The following is a 16,917-nucleotide window of genomic DNA, read 5'->3' as shown; positions in this document are numbered from 1 at the left end:
TCGAGGCTCAGGCCCTGTTCTGTCAAGGCTCAGGCCCTGTGATCTTCGCGAAACATGCGCGGGGATAGGCTCGGGGCATGGGTGATCTCTTCGACGGCTACGGCTCGACCCTCGCGCCGCGCAAGACGGTCTCGGGAGTGCCGGCGTTCGACGAGATGTTCGAGCACCCGGCCGACGCCGGCATCGCCACGCCCTCCCGCGCCGCCTACCGCGAGCTCTATCAGGCGCTCGCGCAGCTGACGCAGGAGGAGCTGCGCGGACGCACCGAGTCGCTCGCGAGCTCGTATCTCGCGCAGGGCGTGACGTTCGACTTCGCCGGCGAGGAGCGTCCGTTCCCCCTGGATGCCGTGCCGCGCGTGATCGACTACGGCGAGTGGTCGACGGTCGAGAAGGGCGTGCAGCAGCGCGTCAAGGCGCTCGAGGCGTTCCTCGACGACGCGTACGGCCACCAGTACTGCGTCCGCGACGGCGTGCTGCCCGCGGCGCTCATCGCCAGCTCGCAGTACTTCTACCGCCAGGCGGCAGGCATCCACGCCGCCAACGGCGTGCGCATCCAGGTCGCCGGCATCGACCTGATCCGCGACGAGCACGGCGAGATGCGGGTCCTCGAAGACAACGTGCGCGTGCCCTCGGGTGTGAGCTACGTCATCTCCAACCGGCGCGTGATGGCGCAGACCCTGCCGGAGCTCTTCCACTCGATGCGTGTGCAGCCGGTGGGCGACTACCCGAACAAGCTCCTCCAGGCGCTCCGGAACGCCGCTCCTCCCGGCGTCGACGACCCGAACGTCGTCGTCCTCACCCCCGGCGTCTACAACTCGGCCTACTTCGAGCACACGCTGCTCGCCCGCCTCATGGGCATCGAACTCGTCGAGGGCCGTGACCTGCAGTGCATGGGCGGCAAGGTGTTCATGCGGACGACGCGCGGACCCAAGCGCGTCGACGTCATCTACCGCCGCGTCGATGACGACTTCCTCGACCCGCTGCAGTTCCGCGCCGACTCGATGCTCGGCGCCCCGGGGCTCATGCTCGCCGCGCGGCTCGGCAACGTCACGATCGCGAACGCCGTCGGCAACGGTGTCGCCGACGACAAGCTGCTCTACACCTACGTGCCCGACCTCATCCGGTACTACCTGTCCGAAGAGCCGATCCTGAAGAACGTCGACACGTGGCGCCTCGAAGAGCCCGCCGCGCTCGAAGAGGTGCTCGACCGGCTCGACGAGCTCGTCGTGAAGCCCGTCGACGGATCGGGCGGCAAGGGCCTCGTCGTGGGCCCGGATGCCTCACCGGCAGAGCTCGAGACCCTCCGCAAGAAGCTCATCGCCGACCCCCGCGGCTGGATCGCGCAGCCGGTCGTGATGCTCTCGACCATCCCGACGCTCGTCGAGGACGGCATGCGCCCGCGCCACGCGGACCTGCGCCCCTTCGCCGTCAACAACGGCGACGAGGTGTGGGTGCTGCCGGGAGGGTTGACGCGCGTCGCGCTCCCCGAGGGGCAGCTCGTCGTGAACTCGTCGCAGGGCGGCGGGTCGAAGGACACCTGGATCGTCGGCGGCGACGCGCCGCAGCGCGGCCCCCGCGGTCCCGAGGGGCTCGCCGGACTGGTCGCCGACCAGGCATCCGTCACCGCGTCGATCCCCGTCATCTACGACCCGCAGGACGTGCAAGCCCACTCCCCGCAGGACCGCCCGCGCACCCGCACGGAGCAGCAACAACAGCAGCAGCAACAGCAGCAGCAGACGGATGCCGGGGAGGTGGCGTCGTGCTGAGCCGCATCGCCGAGAGCCTGTTCTGGATCGGGCGGTACATCGAGCGCAGCGACGGCACCGCGCGCATCCTTGACGTCCACCTGCAGCTGCTCCTCGAAGACCCGTGGATCGACGAAGACACCGCCTGCCGCTCGCTCATGGGCGTCATGGGGTCGCTTCCGCCCGCCGACGTCGCCGCCGTGACGCGCGGCGACGTGTTGACGAGCCTCGCCGTCGACCGCGCCAACCCGTCGAGCATCGCCTACGCCGTGCAGGCGGCGCGCGAGAACGCCCGCCGGGCCCGCGAGATCGTCTCGACGGAGCTGTGGGAGACGCTCAACACGACGTACTCCCGGATGCCGCGACGCATCAACAACGAGAAAGCGCACGAGTTCTTCCAGTGGGTGCGTGAGCGCTCGGCGCTCGCCGTCGGCATCACCGACTCGTCGACGAGCCGCGACGAGGCGTGGCAGTTCCTGACGCTCGGGCGCGCCATCGAGCGCACCGACATGACGGCGCGGCTGCTTGCGACGAGGTCGCTGACCGAGGCATCCGGCCCGTCGTGGACGACCATCCTGCGCTCGTGCGGCGCCTACGAGGCATACCTCCGCACCTACCGCGGCATGCCGAGCGCCGCCAACGCGGCCGAGTTCCTGCTGCTCGACCGGCTCTTCCCGCGGTCGATCATCCACTCGATCACCGTCGCCGAGACGTGCATGAGCGCGATCGACCCCGTGGCCGACCGCGTCGGGCACTCGAACAGCGTGCTGCGCGCGCTCGGGCGCATCCGCAACGACCTCGAGTACCGGCCGATCGACGAGATCCTCGCCGAACTCCCCGACCACATGGAGCAGGTGCAGAAGGTGACCCGCCAGGCATCCGAGGCGATCCGCGCGCGGTTCTTCCCCACCCACGCCGAGCCGAGCTGGATCGGAGAGACCTCATGATGCGGCTGCGGATCGAGCACGCGACCGGGTTCTCGTACCAGGGTGACGTCGGCGCGTCGTACAACGAGGCGCGCATGCTGCCGAGCTCCACCGACGCCCAGTTCGTCCTGAGCGCGCAGCTCGACATCGAGCCGTCGACGAGCGTCAACTACTACACGGACTACTTCGGCACCCGCGTCGCCGCGTTCGACGTGCTCGCGCCGCACCACGCGCTCGACATCACCGCGCGTTCACTGGTCGAGGTGCGGCCCCGGCCCATCGACTTCACCGAGATCGGCTGGAAGCGTCTGCACCGCGAGGCCGCACGGTCGATCCAGACGGTCGAGATGCTCGGCCAGTCCGCCCGCACCGAGCCGCACCCGGAGGTCGCCGAGATCGCCCGCTCGATCGTCGCGCACCACGACGACCCGGGCCGCGCCGCCCTCGCCATCGCGACGGCGATCGGGGATGCCGTGGAGTACATGCCCGGCATCACCGGCGTCCACTCGACCGGCGCCGAGGCGTGGGTCGAGCGCAAGGGCGTGTGCCAGGACATCGCGCACATCACCCTCGGGGCGCTGCGCGAGGTCGGGATTCCCGCGCGCTACGTGTCCGGGTACCTGCACCCCAGCCCGCACCCGGAGGTCGGCGTGCCGGTGACGGGCGAGTCGCACGCGTGGGTCGAGTGGTTCACGGGGGAGTGGCAGGGCTTCGACCCCACCAACAACGTCGAGATCGGCGACCGGCACGTGCTCGTCGGTCGGGGGCGCGACTACAACGACGTCCCGCCGCTGCGCGGCGTGTACGCCGGCCCGTTCAAGAGCGAGCTGCACGTGAAGGTGACGATCACTCGCGAGGCGTGATCCTCGCAGCCGTCGGTCCCTGAGTGCCGCGCGCTCACCCGGCGAGGAACGTCCGCACGTCGGCGATCTCCTCGGGCGAGATGCCGTGGCCGAGGCCCGGGTACGTCCGCGCCGTGAGGGTCGTGTGCTCCGGCATCCATGCGGCGGTGCGGGCGACAGCGTCGGCGGCGATGACGCGGTCGTCCTCGCCGCGGCCCCAGAACGCGGCGGGGCGGCTGGCGGCGAGCGTCTCGTCGGCGGGTTGCGGTGCGCCGAGCACGAAGCCGCCGAGGACGACGGTCGCGGCCATGCGCTCGGGCCGCGTGCGCAGAAGCTGCGTCGCCATGAGGCCGCCCTGCGAGAAGCCGACCGGGATGATCGGGGTGTCCGCGTCGAGCGCGCCGTCGATCCAGTCCCACAGGGTCTCCGTCGCCTCGTCGACCGCGGACGGGTCGGGGCGACCGGGAGTCGTGATCGGGAACCAGGCGTTCCCGCCGTGCGGCAGGCGCTGGGGTGCGCGCACCGAATACCACGGGGAGTCCGGGGCGAGCAGCGGCGCGAGCCGGGCGAGGTCGTTCTCGTCGGCGCCGTACCCGTGCAGCAGGATCAGGCTGGGGGCGGATGCCGCGGCATCCGGGGCCGAGGCCGCACCCGCGACGCGAGCCGGACCCGCGCCGCGAGCTGGACCCGTGCGATACGAGAGGCTCATCGCTCGATCAGCTCGTCGAGGTCCGTGCCGCCGACGGCGACGGTGACCTGCGTGTCCCACGGGTCGGCGGTGACGACGGAGGTGCCGTTGTCGCTGAAGGCGAGGCCGTGGGCGCGCAGGCGCGCGGTCAGGGCGTCGAGGTCGGCGCGGGCGGGGACGGTCAGGGCGAGGTCGCCGAGGCCGAGGCGGGTCGCGCGCGGACCGGCGCCCTGGGAGTGCCAGGTGTTCATGCCGACGTGGTGGTGGTAGCCGCCGGCCGACGCGAAGAGCGCGCCGGGGTAGCTCGTGACGGTCGCCTCGAACCCGAGCGTGTCGACGTAGAAGTCGCGCGCGACGCCGAGGTCGCCGACCTGCAGGTGGACGTGGCCGACGCGGCCGGCGAGGGCGGGCCCGGCATCCAGCGCTTCTTGCGTGAGGTGATCGCGGAGGTACTGGTTCGGGTCGAGATAGATCGTGCCCATGTCGATCTCGGCGCCGATGTGGTTCCACGTCGACCGGGCGCGGTCGGTGTACAACTCGATCCCGTTCTCCTCCGGGTCGGTGAAGTAGAACGCCTCGCTCACCTTGTGGTCGCTCGAGCCGGTGAAGCGGGTGCGCCCGTCCTGCGCGGCGCGATAAACGGTCGCGGCGAGGCTCGCCTGATCGTCGAAGAGGAAGGCCGTGTGGTAGAGCCCGGCCTCGCGCGGGTCGACGGAGGGGAGGTCGGGCGTGTGGACGAGCCGCATCATGGGCACGCCGCCCCGCCCGAGCACGCGGTGCACCTCGCGGCCGCGGGCGCGCTCCTCGATCGGCGCGAGCGCGAACGCCTCGCCGTAGTAGCGCGACATCAGGTCGAGGTCGCGGACCCGCAGGGTCACGGCATCCATCGCCGTGTCGGCGCTGAGGAGGCGGTCGTCGGTCATGGCGGTGGGCGGCGTGGTCATGGGTGGCTCCGGGGTTCGGGTGGGCGGCTCGGCTGGGCGGCTCGGGTCTCGGGTGGGGCGGGTGTGGGGCGGGGTGCGCGTTCACAACTCAGGAAGAATGCGGGGGCGGCGCACGGGCGGCCACGGAATTCCGCGGGTCGTCATCGGCCCAGCCGCCGATCTTCCTGAGTTGTGAACGCCTCTGCGTGTCGAGCGGTCAGCGGGCGACGGCGAAGCCGCCGGTCCAGCCGATCTTCTCGCTTGCGGCGAGGGTGAGCTGCAGGAAGCCGAGGGACTCGAGCTCGTGCGCACGGGTGAGCGCGCCGGCGTCGATCGCGCCGACGCCGCCCGCGGTGATCGCCTCGGCGAGCTGGGTCTTCGCGGCCGCGTCGTCGCCCGCGATCAGGACGGTGGTCTGGAGGCCGCCGACCTGCTTCGAGGCGAGGGTCGCGGCGAACGTCGTGTTGAAGGCCTTGAGGACCTTCGCGGCGGGTAGCTTCGCCTGGAGCTCTGCGGCGGCGGACGAGCCCACCGGCACGACGAGCGCATCGAAGGTCTCGAAGTTCAGCGGGTTGGTGATGTCGACGACCGTCTTGCCGTCGAACTGCGAACCGTAGGCGGCGACGATCGCGTCGAGTGCGGGGTAGGGGACGGCGAGCACGACGATGTCGCCGTTCAGGGGAGCGGTACCGGTCTCGTCCTGCGAGATGTAGTCGACGGTGCTGCCGCCGGCTGCCAGGACGCCGCCGATCGCGTTCGCCATGTTGCCGGTGCCGATGATCGTGATGTGAGCCATGATGCGCTCTGCCTTTCTGTGCGGCTCGGGCTGTCGGAGTCGTTTGCTTGTAGGTACAACAATCACTGTATACACTTTGGTTGTAGATGCAACTTTCGGGCGTAGAATGTTCCTATGACGTCGCTGAATCCGGAGCCGGCCCCGGCTCTGACCCACCCCGAACGGGTCGCCGTGGCGCGCCTGCATGCCCTCCTGGAGCTTCTGCCGACGGCGCTCGACAAGCAGCTCGCACCCGTCGGGCTCACCTCCTTCGAGTACACGCTGCTCGAGGCGCTCGCCGAGGCGGATGCCGGGCGCCTGCGCCTCTCGGCGCTCGCATCGCGGTCGAACGCGACGCTCCCGCGCCTGTCGCGCGTCGTCACGGGGCTCGAGCGCAAGGGCTATGTCCTGCGCGCGCCGTGCGAGCAGGACGGCCGTGCGACGAACGCCGTCCTGACCGACGCGGGCCGGGCCGCGCGCGCCGGGGCAGCTCCCCTGTATGCGGATGCCGTGCGCCACATGATCCTCGACGGGCTCGACGACGACGGCGTCGACGACCTCGCCCGCCTCACCTACGCCGTGCTCGACCGACTCGACCCCGACCGCCGGCTCGCGATCACGTCGGAGGGGAAAGCTCCCGCCTGCGCCGCCGATCCGTCCGCGGAGACGCCTCCCGCCTGCGCCGCCGATCCGGCGCCGGTCGCGGACGGGACGTGCGCCGCCGACCCGGCGCCCGCGGAGCTCTCGGTACGCTGACATCGTGACGGCGACGTGGCGGAGCACCCAGAAGGCGAACCGCCGCGCGCGCCTCCTCGACGAGGCGGCGGCCCTCTTCGCCGCGCGGGGGTTCGCCGCCGTCACGACCGCCGAGATCGGTGAGGCCGTCGGCATGAGCGGCCCCGCCCTCTACAAGCACTTCTCGAGCAAGGACGCGATCCTCACCGAGCTCCTCGTCGACGCGAGCGAACGCCTGCTGGCGGGATGCCGCGAGATCCTCGCCGCGCGGGGGTTCGGTGGCGGGCGGGGGCTCGACGCGGATGCCGCGGCATCCGTCCTCGCCGACCTCATCGTCTTCCACATCGGCTTCGCGACGGCCGCCCCCGACATCATCCGCATCCAGGATCGCGAGCTTGCCGGGCTCGGCGCCGAGGCCAGCCACCGCGTGCGGAGCCTGCAGCGGTCCTACGTCGACGCGTGGGACGAGGTGCTCGCCGCGGCGCAGCCGGGCCTCTCCGACGCGGAACGTCAGACACGCCTGCTCGGTGTCTTCGGGCTCCTCAACTCGACGCCCCACAGCGCGGCGGCGAGCGGTGCGGATGCCGCCGGCATCCTCGCCGGCATGGCGCAGCGCGCGCTCGGGGGCTGAGCTCGACCCCCGCGAGACCCGCGGTACGCGACGAGACCCGGGTTCGTAACCAAGGGTTTCGTCGCGTGGAGGCGGTCTCGCGGGCAGGCGACGAGTGCCGAGAGCCCGCCCCGGGGCAGGCGACGAGTGCCGAGAACCCGCCCCGGGACAGGCGACAAGTGCCCGGCTCCCGCCCCGGGTCAGGCGCCCGGCAGGCAGAGCATGAGGGTCTTGCGGGATGCCTCGGCCACGACGACGCCGTCCTGGTTGCGCATCGTGTGGGCGAACTCGACGATGCCCTGGCCCGGTCGCGACGACGACAGGCGCTTCCCGGCGATGAGGGTCTCGGCGTAGAGCGTATCTCCGACGCGCACGGGAGCGGGGAAGCGCACCGCGTCGAAGCCCAGGTTCGCCACGATCGTCCCCTGGGTCAGCTGCGCCACCGAGAGCCCGACCATCGTCGACAGGGTGAACATCGAGTTCACGAGGCGCTCGCCGAACTCCGTCTGCGCCGACCACGCGGCATCGAGGTGAAGCGACTGGGTGTTCATCGTGAGCGTCGTGAAGAGGACGTTGTCGGCCTCGGTCACCGTCCGCCCGGGAGCGTGCGCGTAGACGGCGCCCTCGACGAACTCCTCGAAGTAGAGCCCGCGCTGGACGATCCTCGGCGTGGAGGCCTGCGTCTGCTCGCTCATGCGTCCTCCCCCTCGATCGTCGCGACGACACCGCCGCGGCTCACCTGGTCGCCGACCGCGACCCCGAGTCGCACGATACCGGCGACCGCGGCACGCAGCACGTGCTCCATCTTCATCGCCTCGACCGCGACCACGGGGTCGCCCACCTCGACGGCCGCGCCGTCGGCGACGGCCACCATCACGACGGTGCCGGGGAGGGGCGAGACGACGGTGGGCGAGGCATCCGCCGCGGCATCCGCGCCGTGCTCGGCGACGGCCTCGCTGACGCGCACGGCGTCGCCGTCGGCGCTCAGCCACAGGATGCCGCCGGGCTCCGCCGCGACCGGGAACGTCCGGACGAGGCCGCCCACCCCGACCGAAGCCGTGCCCACCCCGACCGAAGCCGTACCCGGGTCGGCGCGGACGGATGCCGGCACCGCGTCGCCGTCGCCCACGGCGACGCGCAGCGGATCGGCCCACACCCGCACGCGCGCGGTCTGCGTGCCGCTGACGAGGTCGTACACGCTCGGTGCCCTGTCACCGAGGCGCCAGCCGTCGGCGCGCACCCACGGACCCGTCGCGGGCGCGCGACTCGCGCCCGCCCGCGCCTCGTCGGCGTGTGCCGAGGCATCCAGCGCCTGCCGCACGAGCGCGGCTTCGGCGAAGGTCCGGTCGGAGACCTCGGGGAACGGCAGATCGTCGAAGACGCGCGCGATGAGGCCCGTGTCGAGATCGCCTGCGGCGACGTCCGGCCGCTGAAGGAGCAGGCGCAGGAACGCGAGGTTCGTCTCGAACCCGAAGATCGCGGTGTCCTCGATCGCCCGCACGAGCCGGCGCCGCGCCGCGTCGCGGTCGGGGCCCCACGCGATGATCTTCGCGAGCATGGGATCGTAGTCGGTCGAGACGTCCAGGCCGTCCTCGAGCGCGGTGTCGACGCGGATGCCCTCGCCCGGCGGGTGTACGACGCGCAGCACGCGCCCGCCGGTCGGAAGGAATCCCGTGCGCGGGTCCTCCGCGTAGACGCGCACTTCGATCGCGTGGCCGTCGAGCGTCACGTCGTCCTGCGTGAACGCGAGGTGCTCGCCTGCCGCGATCCGCAACTGCTGCTCGACGAGGTCGAGACCCGTGACCATCTCGGTCACCGGGTGCTCCACCTGCAGGCGCGTGTTCATCTCCATGAAGAAGAACTGGTCGGGCTCATCGCCCGGCACGATGAACTCCACCGTCCCGGCGCCGACGTACCCGACGCTGCGTGCCGTCTCGCACGCCGCCTCGCCGATCCGCGCGCGGGTTTCAGCATCCAGCAGGGGAGACGGTGCCTCTTCCACGACCTTCTGGTGCCGGCGCTGCAGCGAGCACTCGCGCTCGCCGAGATGGACGACGTTGCCGTGCGCATCGGCGAGGATCTGCACCTCGATGTGCCGGGGCGAGGTGACATAGCGCTCGAGGAACAGTGTGTCGTCGCCGAAGGATGCCGCAGCCTCGCGCCGCGCTGCCGCGACCGCCGCGGCAAGGCCCGAGGCTTCCTCGACGACGTGCATGCCCTTCCCGCCACCGCCCGCGGAAGGTTTGATCAGCACGGGGTAGCCGACGCCCTCTGCACCCGCGATGAGCTCGTCGTCGCTGAGTCCCGGGCGCGCGAGTCCGGGAACGGTCGGCACGGATCGCTGTTCGACGGTCTGCTTGGCCGAGATCTTGTCGCCCATGACCTCGATCGCCTCGGGAGACGGTCCGATGAACACGATCCCCGCGTCGGCGCACGCCCGAGCGAACGCGGCATTCTCGGCGAGGAACCCGAACCCCGGGTGGATCGCCTGCGCGCCCGTCTGGCGGGCGGCATCGAGGACGCGGTCGATCGAGAGGTAGCTCTCGCCCGCGGCGGCGGGCCCGAGCCGTACGGCCGCGTCGGCGAGGCGCACATGCCGCGCGCCCGCGTCCGCGTCGCTGTAGACGGCGACGGAGCGGATGCCGAGCGCGCGCAGGGTCCGGATGATCCGGACGGCGATCTCGCCGCGATTGGCGATGAGGACGGTGTCGAAGGTCGCCATGACGCTCACATCCGGAAGACGCCGTAACGGGCGTCGGGCATCGGGGCGCGGGAGACGACGTCGAGGGCGAGCCCGAGCACGTCGCGGGTCTGCGCCGGCTCGATCACCCCGTCGTCCCACAGGCGCGCGGTCGAGTAGTAGGGGCTGCCCTGCTCGTCGTAGCGGGCGCGGATGGGGGCCTCGAACGCCGCCTTGTCGTCGTCGCTCCACGGGGTGCCCGCGGCATCCAACTGCTCCGCGCGGACGGTGGAGAGGACGGATGCCGCCTGCGGCCCGCCCATCACCGAGACGCGCGCGCCGGGCCAGAGCCAGAGGAATCGCGGGGAATATGCCCGCCCGCACATCGAGTAGGTGCCGGCGCCGAACGAGCCGCCGACGACGACCGTGAGCTTCGGCACTCGCGCGCAGGCGACCGCGTTCACCATCTTCGCGCCGTGCTTCGCGATGCCGCCGTGCTCGTACTCGCGGCCCACCATGAAGCCGGTGATGTTCTGGAGGAACAGCAGCGGGATGCCGCGCTGATCGCACAGCTCGATGAAGTGCGCGCCTTTCAGTGCCGACTCGGCGAACAGGACGCCGTTGTTCGCGAGGATGCCGACGGGATGGCCGTGGATCTGCGCGAAGCCGGTGACGAGCGTGTCGCCATACTCCCGCTTGAACTCGTCGAACCGGCTGCCGTCGACGAGCCGGGTGATGACCTCGCGCGCGTCGTAGGGCGTCGTGAGGTCGACGGGGACGACGTCGTAGAGCGTCTCGGGGTCATGTCGAGGTGCGTCGGCCGGGCCGAGGTCGTAGGGGAGGGGTGCGGGCTGCGGGAGGGTCGCGACGATGTCGCGGACGATCTGCAGGGCGTGCGCGTCGTTCTCGGCGAGATGGTCGGTGACACCGGAGATGCGCGAATGGGTGACACCGCCGCCGAGCTCCTCGGCCGTGACGACCTCGCCGGTCGCCGCCTTCACGAGGGGCGGACCGCCCAGGAAGATCGTGCCCTGGTCGCGTACGATGACCGTCTCGTCGCTCATGGCGGGGACGTACGCGCCGCCCGCGGTCGATGACCCCATGACCGACGCGATCTGCGCGATGCCGTCGCGCGACATCCGCGCCTGGTTGTAGAAGATGCGCCCGAAGTGGTCGCGGTCGGGGAACACCTCGTCCTGCAGGGGCAGGAACGCCCCGCCCGAGTCGACGAGATAGATGCAGGGCAGACGGTTCTCGGCGGCGACCTCCTGCGCGCGCAGGTGCTTCTTGACCGTCATCGGATAGTAGGTGCCACCCTTGACGGTCGCGTCGTTCGCGACGACCATCACGTGCCGTCCGTGCACGAGGCCGATGCCCGCGACGACGCCTGCGGACGGCGCGTCGCCGTCGTAGAGCCCGTCGGCGGCGAGCGGTGCGAGCTCGAGGAACGGGCTGCCGCGGTCGAGGAGCGTGTCGATGCGATCGCGCGCGAGGAGCTTCCCGCGAGAGACGTGGCGCAGGCGGGATGCCTCGGGCCCGCCCGCCGCGGCCCGCGCGCGGCGTGCGCGGAGCTCGTCCACGAGGTCGCGGTAGCTCGGCGCCGGACTGGCGGACGCATTCGCGGAGGGATTCGTCGTCATCGACATGGCATCCTCTTTCGGTTATCGACTGATAACTGAACTCAGGGTAGCGCGCGGCGGCTCTCCCGTCCACCCTCGAAGGGATGCCGGCTCCCGCGCCGATCTCGGGTGAGAATGGAGGGGATGAGCACGAGCCCCGAACAACCCGCGTCCTACTGGTACGTCGACGACGACGCGCGCTCGACCTCGGTGATGGAGGCGATGCGCTCCTACCGCGCCGCCGAGGTCGCGATGCGTCGCCGCACCCAGCAGACGATGGACATGGGGGAGAACGAGCTGCTCGTCCTCCGCTTCCTGGCACGCGCGCGCCTCCGCGACGAGCTGGTCACGCCCGTGACGCTCAGTCGCTACCTCGGCATCACGTCGGCCTCGACGACGGCGCTGCTCGACCGGCTCGAGAAGTCCGGCCACATCGTCCGCACGCCGAACCCCCGCGACCGTCGCAGCGTCGTGATCACTTCGAGCGAGAAGTCGGACGACGAGGTGCGTCACACGCTCGCCGCGATGCACGACCGCATGATGTCCGTCGTCCGCGACTTGACCCCCGACCAGCGCGCGACGGTGATCGGATTCCTCGACGCGATGCGCGAGGCGGTCGACCTCATCGACGGGTAGCGTCGGGCAGGCCGCGGCGAGGCCCGTCAGGACGCGAGGTCGCGGCGGGCGAGCGGGGCAGCGGCGACGTCGTCGGATGCCGCGGTGATGGCGTCGAGAAAGGCCACGACCGCGCGGCGGCCGTCGTCGCCGAGGGCGTCGACCGCGGATTCGATGCGCGACTCATAGGCATCCACGAGATCGGCGACCTCGTCGAACGCGCGGTCGGTCGGTGCGATGAGGATGCTGCGTCGATCCGTCGGATGGCTGACGCGCTGGACGCTGCCCTGGCGCTCGAGGCGGTCGAGCAGCGCGGTCGTGGAGGCCGAGCTGATGTCGAGATGACGGGAGATCTCGCTGGGCTTCACATCGAAGCCTTCGCGTCGTCGCAGGAGGAGGAACTGCAGTGCGCGCAATTCGTTGTCGCCCAGAGACGCGATTGTCCGTACGCGCTGGTGCATCTGAGCATCGGAGGCCCGGAAACGCGCCAGGGCGTGCAGAACGCTCGCAGGGTCGCTCGATGTCGTCATGTCCTCACCCATGGTCTTCCGGTCAACCCAATATATCTCCCTTGGTGCGTAGCTCGAAAAATATCTCGCTTGACTAACTACTTTCCTTCGGAATAACCTTTCTCGTGACCGAACCGGCCATAGAGCGAGGAATCATCATGGGACGTCTGTACTACGGCAACAGCATCGACGCGATCGAGGTCGATGACCGCGAGCTCGCCCACCTGAAGATGGTGACGACGACCAAGCTCCGCCGGTCCGAGGGCTTCAGCGTCTCGTTCTCGTCGGCACGGGCCGGGCGGTCGACCGTGTGGGTCCACTGCGCGATCCCTCTCCGATTCGACTTCGACAGCGCCGAGCCCATCCGCCTCGACCCCGCCTACGTCAATGAGCTCGCGCAGGCGGCGGCATCGGCCATGGGCATCGTCATCGACCTCGACGCCGCGGTAGCCGCGACCAAGCCCGAACTGGCGGTCGTCGCGTGACGAGCGTGCTGCCCACGAGGGCCGCGGCGTCCCACGTCACGTGGGCGGCCGTCGAGCCGGGCTTCCACGTCGCGTCGCGGGACGGCGAGTACGTCGGCTACGCGGAACGCACCGTCGACGGCCACTTCGTCGGCTTCGACGGGCGATCGACGCCGGTCGGCCGCTACATCTCTCTGGCCGAGGCCCAGCGCGCCGTCGAATCGGCCCCGGCCAACGAGGATCAGCCGGTGCTCTCCCGTCGCGCCCAGGGTGCGTTCCAGGCGGCGGCCGCGCTCAGCGGCATCGTCGCGATCGGCACGTTCGCCGCGGCGGTGTTCACCCTGCCGATGCTCTGAGGATGACCCGCTGAATCGGCATCCGCTGATCCGGTCGGGCGCGTCCGGTCAGGCCGCCATCGCTTCCTCGGTGCGTCCCTGCAGGTATCCGCACAACTCCGCGAGACCCGCGAGGTCGGCGGCGAGAGCCGCTACCTTTGCGGCATCGAGGTCCATCGCCTCCGACCGCGGTTCGAACGTGACAAGCCACCGCGGTCCCAGGTCGTCGACGACGGCCTGGATGTACGTCACCGTCGACGCGTTGTTGAGCGATACGACCACCATCCCCGATTCGGGACCCGGCGTGAAGTCCTTTTCGAGGACCGTGATCGACGACGAGTAGGCGGGGTGCGCGGCCAGATAGTCGTCGATCCATCCCTGCACCGTGGCCTTGCTGCGGTAAGGCATCTCTCCCCAAATCATCGGGCGCCGAACGGCGCCCTCCCATTATGCCTTGCGGCGCCCGCACGCCCGGCGGCCCTATGCGGGGCCGCACGCTCGGCGGCCGCGTGCTCAGTGACGCCCGTGCGGGTCGATGACGACGATGGAACCGTCGTCGCGGACCGATGCGGCATCCTGCACGGCGCCGAGCGCGGGTGTTGCGACGACGGCGACCAGCGCAGCGGCCGCGACGAGCGGGAGGACAGCGGCGGAGCGGCTCGGCGCGGACGGATGCCGCTGCTCCATCGCGACGAGCGCGGCGGTCGCGACCAGCAGCGCGACTGCTGCCGCCGCGCCGATCACGCTCGAGCGCGCCGGCTGCAGCGCGACGGTGGTGGCGACCGCGAGGATCGCGGTGATCACCGCAGCGGTCGCCGCGCGCGGCGCGATCAGCGTCCCGCGCGCGAGGCTGACGGCGCCCCAGACGAGCGCGGCGACCCCGAGCGCGACGAGGACGATGCCGCTTGAGAGCGACAGCGCCGTCGACGCGCGGACCGCGCTCGCGCCGCCCATCCCGGCGAGGACGAGGCCGCCGCCCCAGGCGAGCGGAGTCGCCCACGACCGACGCCATGCGGCTCGGGCCGTGGACGACGCCACCTCGTCCGTCACGCGCCGACCGCGCGGACGGCGGCGTCGGAGCGTTCCGCCCCCAGGCCGACCGCGAGCAGAACGATCGCGCTCCCGAGGTGGAGGAAGTGGTCCGGCACGTTCAGCGCGAGGAAGTTCGCGCTCGTCCCGACGAGGAAGAATCCCACGATGCCCAGCAGCAGGTATGCGGCCCCGACCACGATGTTCACGATCTTGGCGGCGCGCACGCTCGTCAGGCCGGCGATCAGAAGTGCGCCGCCGATCAGGAGGTGCGCGATGTTGTGGAGCGGGTTGACCGCGAAGATCCCGAGGAGGAGCCCTCCCTCGGTCGCGAGGAAGCCTACCCCGCCGGTCACCGCGAATCCGAGCAGTCCGACGAGGACGTACACGGCTCCGAAGATCGTGGCGACCAGTCGATTGGGTGATGTGCGCATGATGCTCTCCTCAGTCCTGACCCGGCGGATGCCGGATATGAAGACTGTTCGGCGCGGTCCGCCGATCGGATGGGTCGCGGCGATCGGGTGATCGTCGACCGGCGCGACCGCGCGACCGGCGACCGAGCGTCAGGCCATGCGGCGGCGCTCGTCCCGTGCGATCTCGGGAACGGACACCTCGGGGAGGCTGATCGGTGTGGTGCCGGCGACCTCGTCGCTGAACTCCTCGGGTGCGACCACCGTGAGGGGGCGCGTCTCGTCGAGCGAGAGGGCGAAGCGGCGCGACTCGCTGCGGTGCAGGCGGCCCGAGACCACGAGCCACACGAATCCGATCGCACACGCGAGGAACGCGGCTCCGGCGCCGAGCCAGATCGCGGCGCGGGGGCCGTAGGCATCCGCCACCCATCCGACGATGGGGGCTCCGAGGGGCGTCCCGCCCATGAGGATCGCCATGTAGAGCGCGAGGACGCGGCCGCGCAGGGCCGGATCGGTGGTCGTCTGCACGTAGCCGTTCGCCGTGGTCATCGTCGTCACGACCGCGAAGCCGGTGAACATGAGCGTGACGGCATACAGCCAGTAGGAGGGCATGAGGGCCGATACGGCGCCGGCGAGGGCGAACAGGCCGGTCCCGACGATGACCAGGCGGATGCGCGCGCGGTCGCGCCGTGCGGCGAGCAGGGCGCCGGCGAGCGAGCCGATGGCGAGGATCGACGAGAGGAGTCCGTAGCCGTCGGCATCCTTTCCGAACTCGAGCGCCATCGTCGACGCGAAGATCGGGAAGTTCATGCCGAACGCGCCGAGCAGGAACACCATCGCGAACGTGACCATGAGGTCGGGACGCCCGCGCACGTAGCGGAACCCGTCGGCGAGTCGGTTCGAGCCCGTCGCCTTCGCGCGCGGGACGAGCTCGTCGGTGCGGATCAGGCGGAGCGCGACGATCATCGCGAGGAAGGTGACGGCGTTCAGGAGGAACACCCATCCCGTGCCGACCGCGACGATCACGATGCCCGCGACGGCGGGGCCGATCATGCGGGCGGTGTTGAAGGATGCCGCGTTCAGCGCGACGGCATTCGACGCGTTCTCGCGGGCGACGAGGTCGGAGACGAAGGCCTGCCGCGTCGGGTTGTCGAACGCGGCGACCATGCCGAGCACGAACGCGAACGCGTACATGAGGGGGAGCGTCATGACGCCGGTGAGGACGAGCACGCCGATCACGGCGCCGATCGACATGAGGAGCGACTGCGTGACGAGCAGCAGCCGTCGCCGATCGAAGCGGTCGGCGACCCACCCGGTGACGCCGACGAGCAGGAGCGGCGGCGCGAACTGCAGCGCCATCGTGATGCCCATGGCGCCGGCGTCGTTGTCGGTCAGCTGGGTGAGGACGACCCAGCTGAGGGCCGTCGCTTGCATCCACTGGCCGACGTTCGAGACGAGGGCGCCGATGAACCAGACGCGGTAGTTGAAGACGGAGAAGGAACGGAACATGGCGCTCATCTGGCGGCCACCTCCCGCATGATCGCGGCGGCGTCGTGCAGCGTCTCGCGCTGGGCCGGCGTGAGAGCGGCGAGGGATGCCTCGAGCCACTCGTCGCGGCGACGCACGGTCTCGTCGACGACGGTGCGGCCGGCGTCGGTGAGGGCGATGTTGACCTTGCGGCGGTCGTCCTCGTCGGGGGTGCGGCTGAGGTAGCCGCCCTCTTCGAGGCAGTTGACGGTGCGGTTCATCGACGGTGCGGAGACGCGCTCGCGGTCGGCGAGCTCGCCGAGGGTGTGCGGGCCGTGCACGGAGAGGGCGGCGAGTACGGCGAACTGGCCGTCGCTCATCGAGTCGACGGAGCGCTGCGAACGGAGGCGCCGCGCGAGACGGAAGGTCGCCATGCGCAGGTCGGATGCCTCGGTGGCGAGGTTGGGGGAGGTGTCGGCGCGCTCAGGAGTGGGGCTGGGGGGTGTGACAGTGGGACTCATTCTTTTCGTTAGCTTAGCTCATTA

20 protein-coding genes are annotated in these 16,917 nt (G+C 70.9%); 8 read left to right on the top strand and 12 right to left on the bottom strand.

Going from position 1 to position 16,917, the window contains the following annotated elements; translation table 11 throughout:
- Positions 1-77: 77 nt before the first annotated feature.
- Genes ACRVYW_RS10655 through ACRVYW_RS10645 form a run of 3 tightly spaced genes read left to right on the top strand, consistent with a single transcriptional unit; the run spans position 78 to position 3,534 of the window.
- Positions 78-1,766: a circularly permuted type 2 ATP-grasp protein gene (locus ACRVYW_RS10655; RefSeq protein WP_431804405.1), complete on the top strand. Its 1,689-nt coding sequence runs from the start codon at positions 78-80 to the stop codon at positions 1,764-1,766.
- A complete protein-coding gene (locus ACRVYW_RS10650; RefSeq protein ID WP_431804404.1) occupies positions 1,760-2,692 on the top strand; it encodes an alpha-E domain-containing protein in 933 nt (310 codons plus the stop codon). Before ACRVYW_RS10655 ends, ACRVYW_RS10650 begins: the two co-directional genes overlap by 7 nt.
- Positions 2,689-3,534, top strand: coding sequence for a transglutaminase family protein (locus tag ACRVYW_RS10645; protein ID WP_431804402.1), 846 nt, complete (start codon positions 2,689-2,691; stop codon positions 3,532-3,534). Before ACRVYW_RS10650 ends, ACRVYW_RS10645 begins: the two co-directional genes overlap by 4 nt.
- 34 nt (positions 3,535-3,568) lie before the next feature.
- On the opposite strand, the gene ACRVYW_RS10640 is transcribed toward ACRVYW_RS10645, so the two are convergent.
- The 3 genes from ACRVYW_RS10640 to ACRVYW_RS10630 form a co-directional block, all read right to left on the bottom strand.
- A complete protein-coding gene (locus ACRVYW_RS10640) occupies positions 3,569-4,222 on the bottom strand; it encodes an alpha/beta hydrolase (protein WP_431804400.1) in 654 nt (217 codons plus the stop codon).
- The gene (locus tag ACRVYW_RS10635) at positions 4,219-5,145 is read right to left on the bottom strand and encodes a VOC family protein (protein WP_431804398.1); all 927 of its coding nucleotides are present in this window, start codon (positions 5,143-5,145) and stop codon (positions 4,219-4,221) included. Before ACRVYW_RS10635 ends, ACRVYW_RS10640 begins: the two co-directional genes overlap by 4 nt.
- A gap of 196 nt (positions 5,146-5,341) precedes the next feature.
- Positions 5,342-5,920 carry an NADPH-dependent F420 reductase gene (locus ACRVYW_RS10630; RefSeq protein WP_431804397.1) on the bottom strand — a complete coding sequence of 193 codons (579 nt, stop codon included), beginning with the start codon at positions 5,918-5,920 and terminating at the stop codon, positions 5,342-5,344.
- A gap of 114 nt (positions 5,921-6,034) precedes the next feature.
- Here ACRVYW_RS10630 and ACRVYW_RS10625 point away from each other — a divergent pair, with 114 nt between their 5' ends.
- Both ACRVYW_RS10625 and ACRVYW_RS10620 read left to right on the top strand, forming a co-directional pair.
- Positions 6,035-6,655, top strand: coding sequence for a MarR family winged helix-turn-helix transcriptional regulator (locus ACRVYW_RS10625; protein WP_431804396.1), 621 nt, complete (start codon positions 6,035-6,037; stop codon positions 6,653-6,655).
- Positions 6,656-6,659: 4 nt separating this feature from the next.
- On the top strand, positions 6,660-7,265 hold the full coding sequence (locus ACRVYW_RS10620) for a TetR/AcrR family transcriptional regulator (RefSeq protein ID WP_431804394.1): 606 nt from the start codon (positions 6,660-6,662) through the stop codon (positions 7,263-7,265).
- A 179-nt stretch (positions 7,266-7,444) separates the two neighbouring features.
- Here ACRVYW_RS10620 and ACRVYW_RS10615 read toward each other — a convergent pair whose 3' ends face one another.
- Genes ACRVYW_RS10615 through ACRVYW_RS10605 form a run of 3 tightly spaced genes read right to left on the bottom strand, consistent with a single transcriptional unit; the run spans position 7,445 to position 11,564 of the window.
- Entirely contained in the window at positions 7,445-7,939 is a 495-nt protein-coding gene (locus ACRVYW_RS10615) for a MaoC family dehydratase (RefSeq protein WP_431804393.1), read from the bottom strand.
- Entirely contained in the window at positions 7,936-9,966 is a 2,031-nt protein-coding gene (locus tag ACRVYW_RS10610; protein WP_431804391.1) for a biotin carboxylase N-terminal domain-containing protein, read from the bottom strand. The genes ACRVYW_RS10615 and ACRVYW_RS10610 overlap by 4 nt, the downstream gene beginning before the upstream one ends.
- A gap of 5 nt (positions 9,967-9,971) precedes the next feature.
- Positions 9,972-11,564, bottom strand: coding sequence for a carboxyl transferase domain-containing protein (locus ACRVYW_RS10605; protein ID WP_431804511.1), 1,593 nt, complete (start codon positions 11,562-11,564; stop codon positions 9,972-9,974).
- A gap of 123 nt (positions 11,565-11,687) precedes the next feature.
- On the opposite strand from ACRVYW_RS10605, the gene ACRVYW_RS10600 reads away from it, so the two are divergent.
- Entirely contained in the window at positions 11,688-12,179 is a 492-nt protein-coding gene (locus tag ACRVYW_RS10600; protein ID WP_431804389.1) for a MarR family winged helix-turn-helix transcriptional regulator, read from the top strand.
- Positions 12,180-12,205: 26 nt separating this feature from the next.
- Here ACRVYW_RS10600 and ACRVYW_RS10595 read toward each other — a convergent pair whose 3' ends face one another.
- The gene (locus ACRVYW_RS10595; RefSeq protein WP_431804387.1) at positions 12,206-12,688 is read right to left on the bottom strand and encodes a MarR family winged helix-turn-helix transcriptional regulator; all 483 of its coding nucleotides are present in this window, start codon (positions 12,686-12,688) and stop codon (positions 12,206-12,208) included.
- 137 nt (positions 12,689-12,825) lie between these two features.
- Between ACRVYW_RS10595 and ACRVYW_RS10590 the strand changes: the two genes are divergently transcribed.
- Both ACRVYW_RS10590 and ACRVYW_RS10585 read left to right on the top strand, forming a co-directional pair.
- A complete protein-coding gene (locus ACRVYW_RS10590; protein WP_431804385.1) occupies positions 12,826-13,152 on the top strand; it encodes an RNA polymerase subunit sigma in 327 nt (108 codons plus the stop codon).
- Between the two features lie 5 nt (positions 13,153-13,157).
- The gene (locus tag ACRVYW_RS10585; protein ID WP_431804383.1) at positions 13,158-13,487 is read left to right on the top strand and encodes a peptide ABC transporter permease; all 330 of its coding nucleotides are present in this window, start codon (positions 13,158-13,160) and stop codon (positions 13,485-13,487) included.
- A gap of 48 nt (positions 13,488-13,535) precedes the next feature.
- Here the strand turns inward: ACRVYW_RS10585 and ACRVYW_RS10580 are convergent, their stop codons facing one another.
- From ACRVYW_RS10580 to ACRVYW_RS10560, 5 genes are all read right to left on the bottom strand, one after another.
- The gene (locus tag ACRVYW_RS10580) at positions 13,536-13,874 is read right to left on the bottom strand and encodes a protein-L-isoaspartate carboxylmethyltransferase (RefSeq protein ID WP_431804382.1); all 339 of its coding nucleotides are present in this window, start codon (positions 13,872-13,874) and stop codon (positions 13,536-13,538) included.
- Between the two features lie 105 nt (positions 13,875-13,979).
- Complete coding sequence (locus tag ACRVYW_RS10575; RefSeq protein ID WP_431804380.1) at positions 13,980-14,516, bottom strand: hypothetical protein; 537 nt, start codon at positions 14,514-14,516, stop codon at positions 13,980-13,982.
- Entirely contained in the window at positions 14,513-14,929 is a 417-nt protein-coding gene (locus ACRVYW_RS10570; protein ID WP_431804378.1) for a DUF4383 domain-containing protein, read from the bottom strand. The genes ACRVYW_RS10575 and ACRVYW_RS10570 overlap by 4 nt, the downstream gene beginning before the upstream one ends.
- 129 nt (positions 14,930-15,058) lie before the next feature.
- Complete coding sequence (locus ACRVYW_RS10565; protein WP_431804376.1) at positions 15,059-16,423, bottom strand: MFS transporter; 1,365 nt, start codon at positions 16,421-16,423, stop codon at positions 15,059-15,061.
- Entirely contained in the window at positions 16,420-16,893 is a 474-nt protein-coding gene (locus tag ACRVYW_RS10560) for a MarR family winged helix-turn-helix transcriptional regulator (RefSeq protein WP_431804374.1), read from the bottom strand. The genes ACRVYW_RS10565 and ACRVYW_RS10560 overlap by 4 nt, the downstream gene beginning before the upstream one ends.
- Between the last annotated feature and the right edge of the window lie 24 nt (positions 16,894-16,917).

The organism is Microbacterium sp. bgisy203 (genome assembly GCF_965345155.1).
GTDB lineage: Bacteria > Actinomycetota > Actinomycetes > Actinomycetales > Microbacteriaceae > Microbacterium.
The sequence above is the reverse complement of the archived record's forward strand: the minus strand, read 5'-3'. Positions and strand labels throughout refer to the sequence as shown.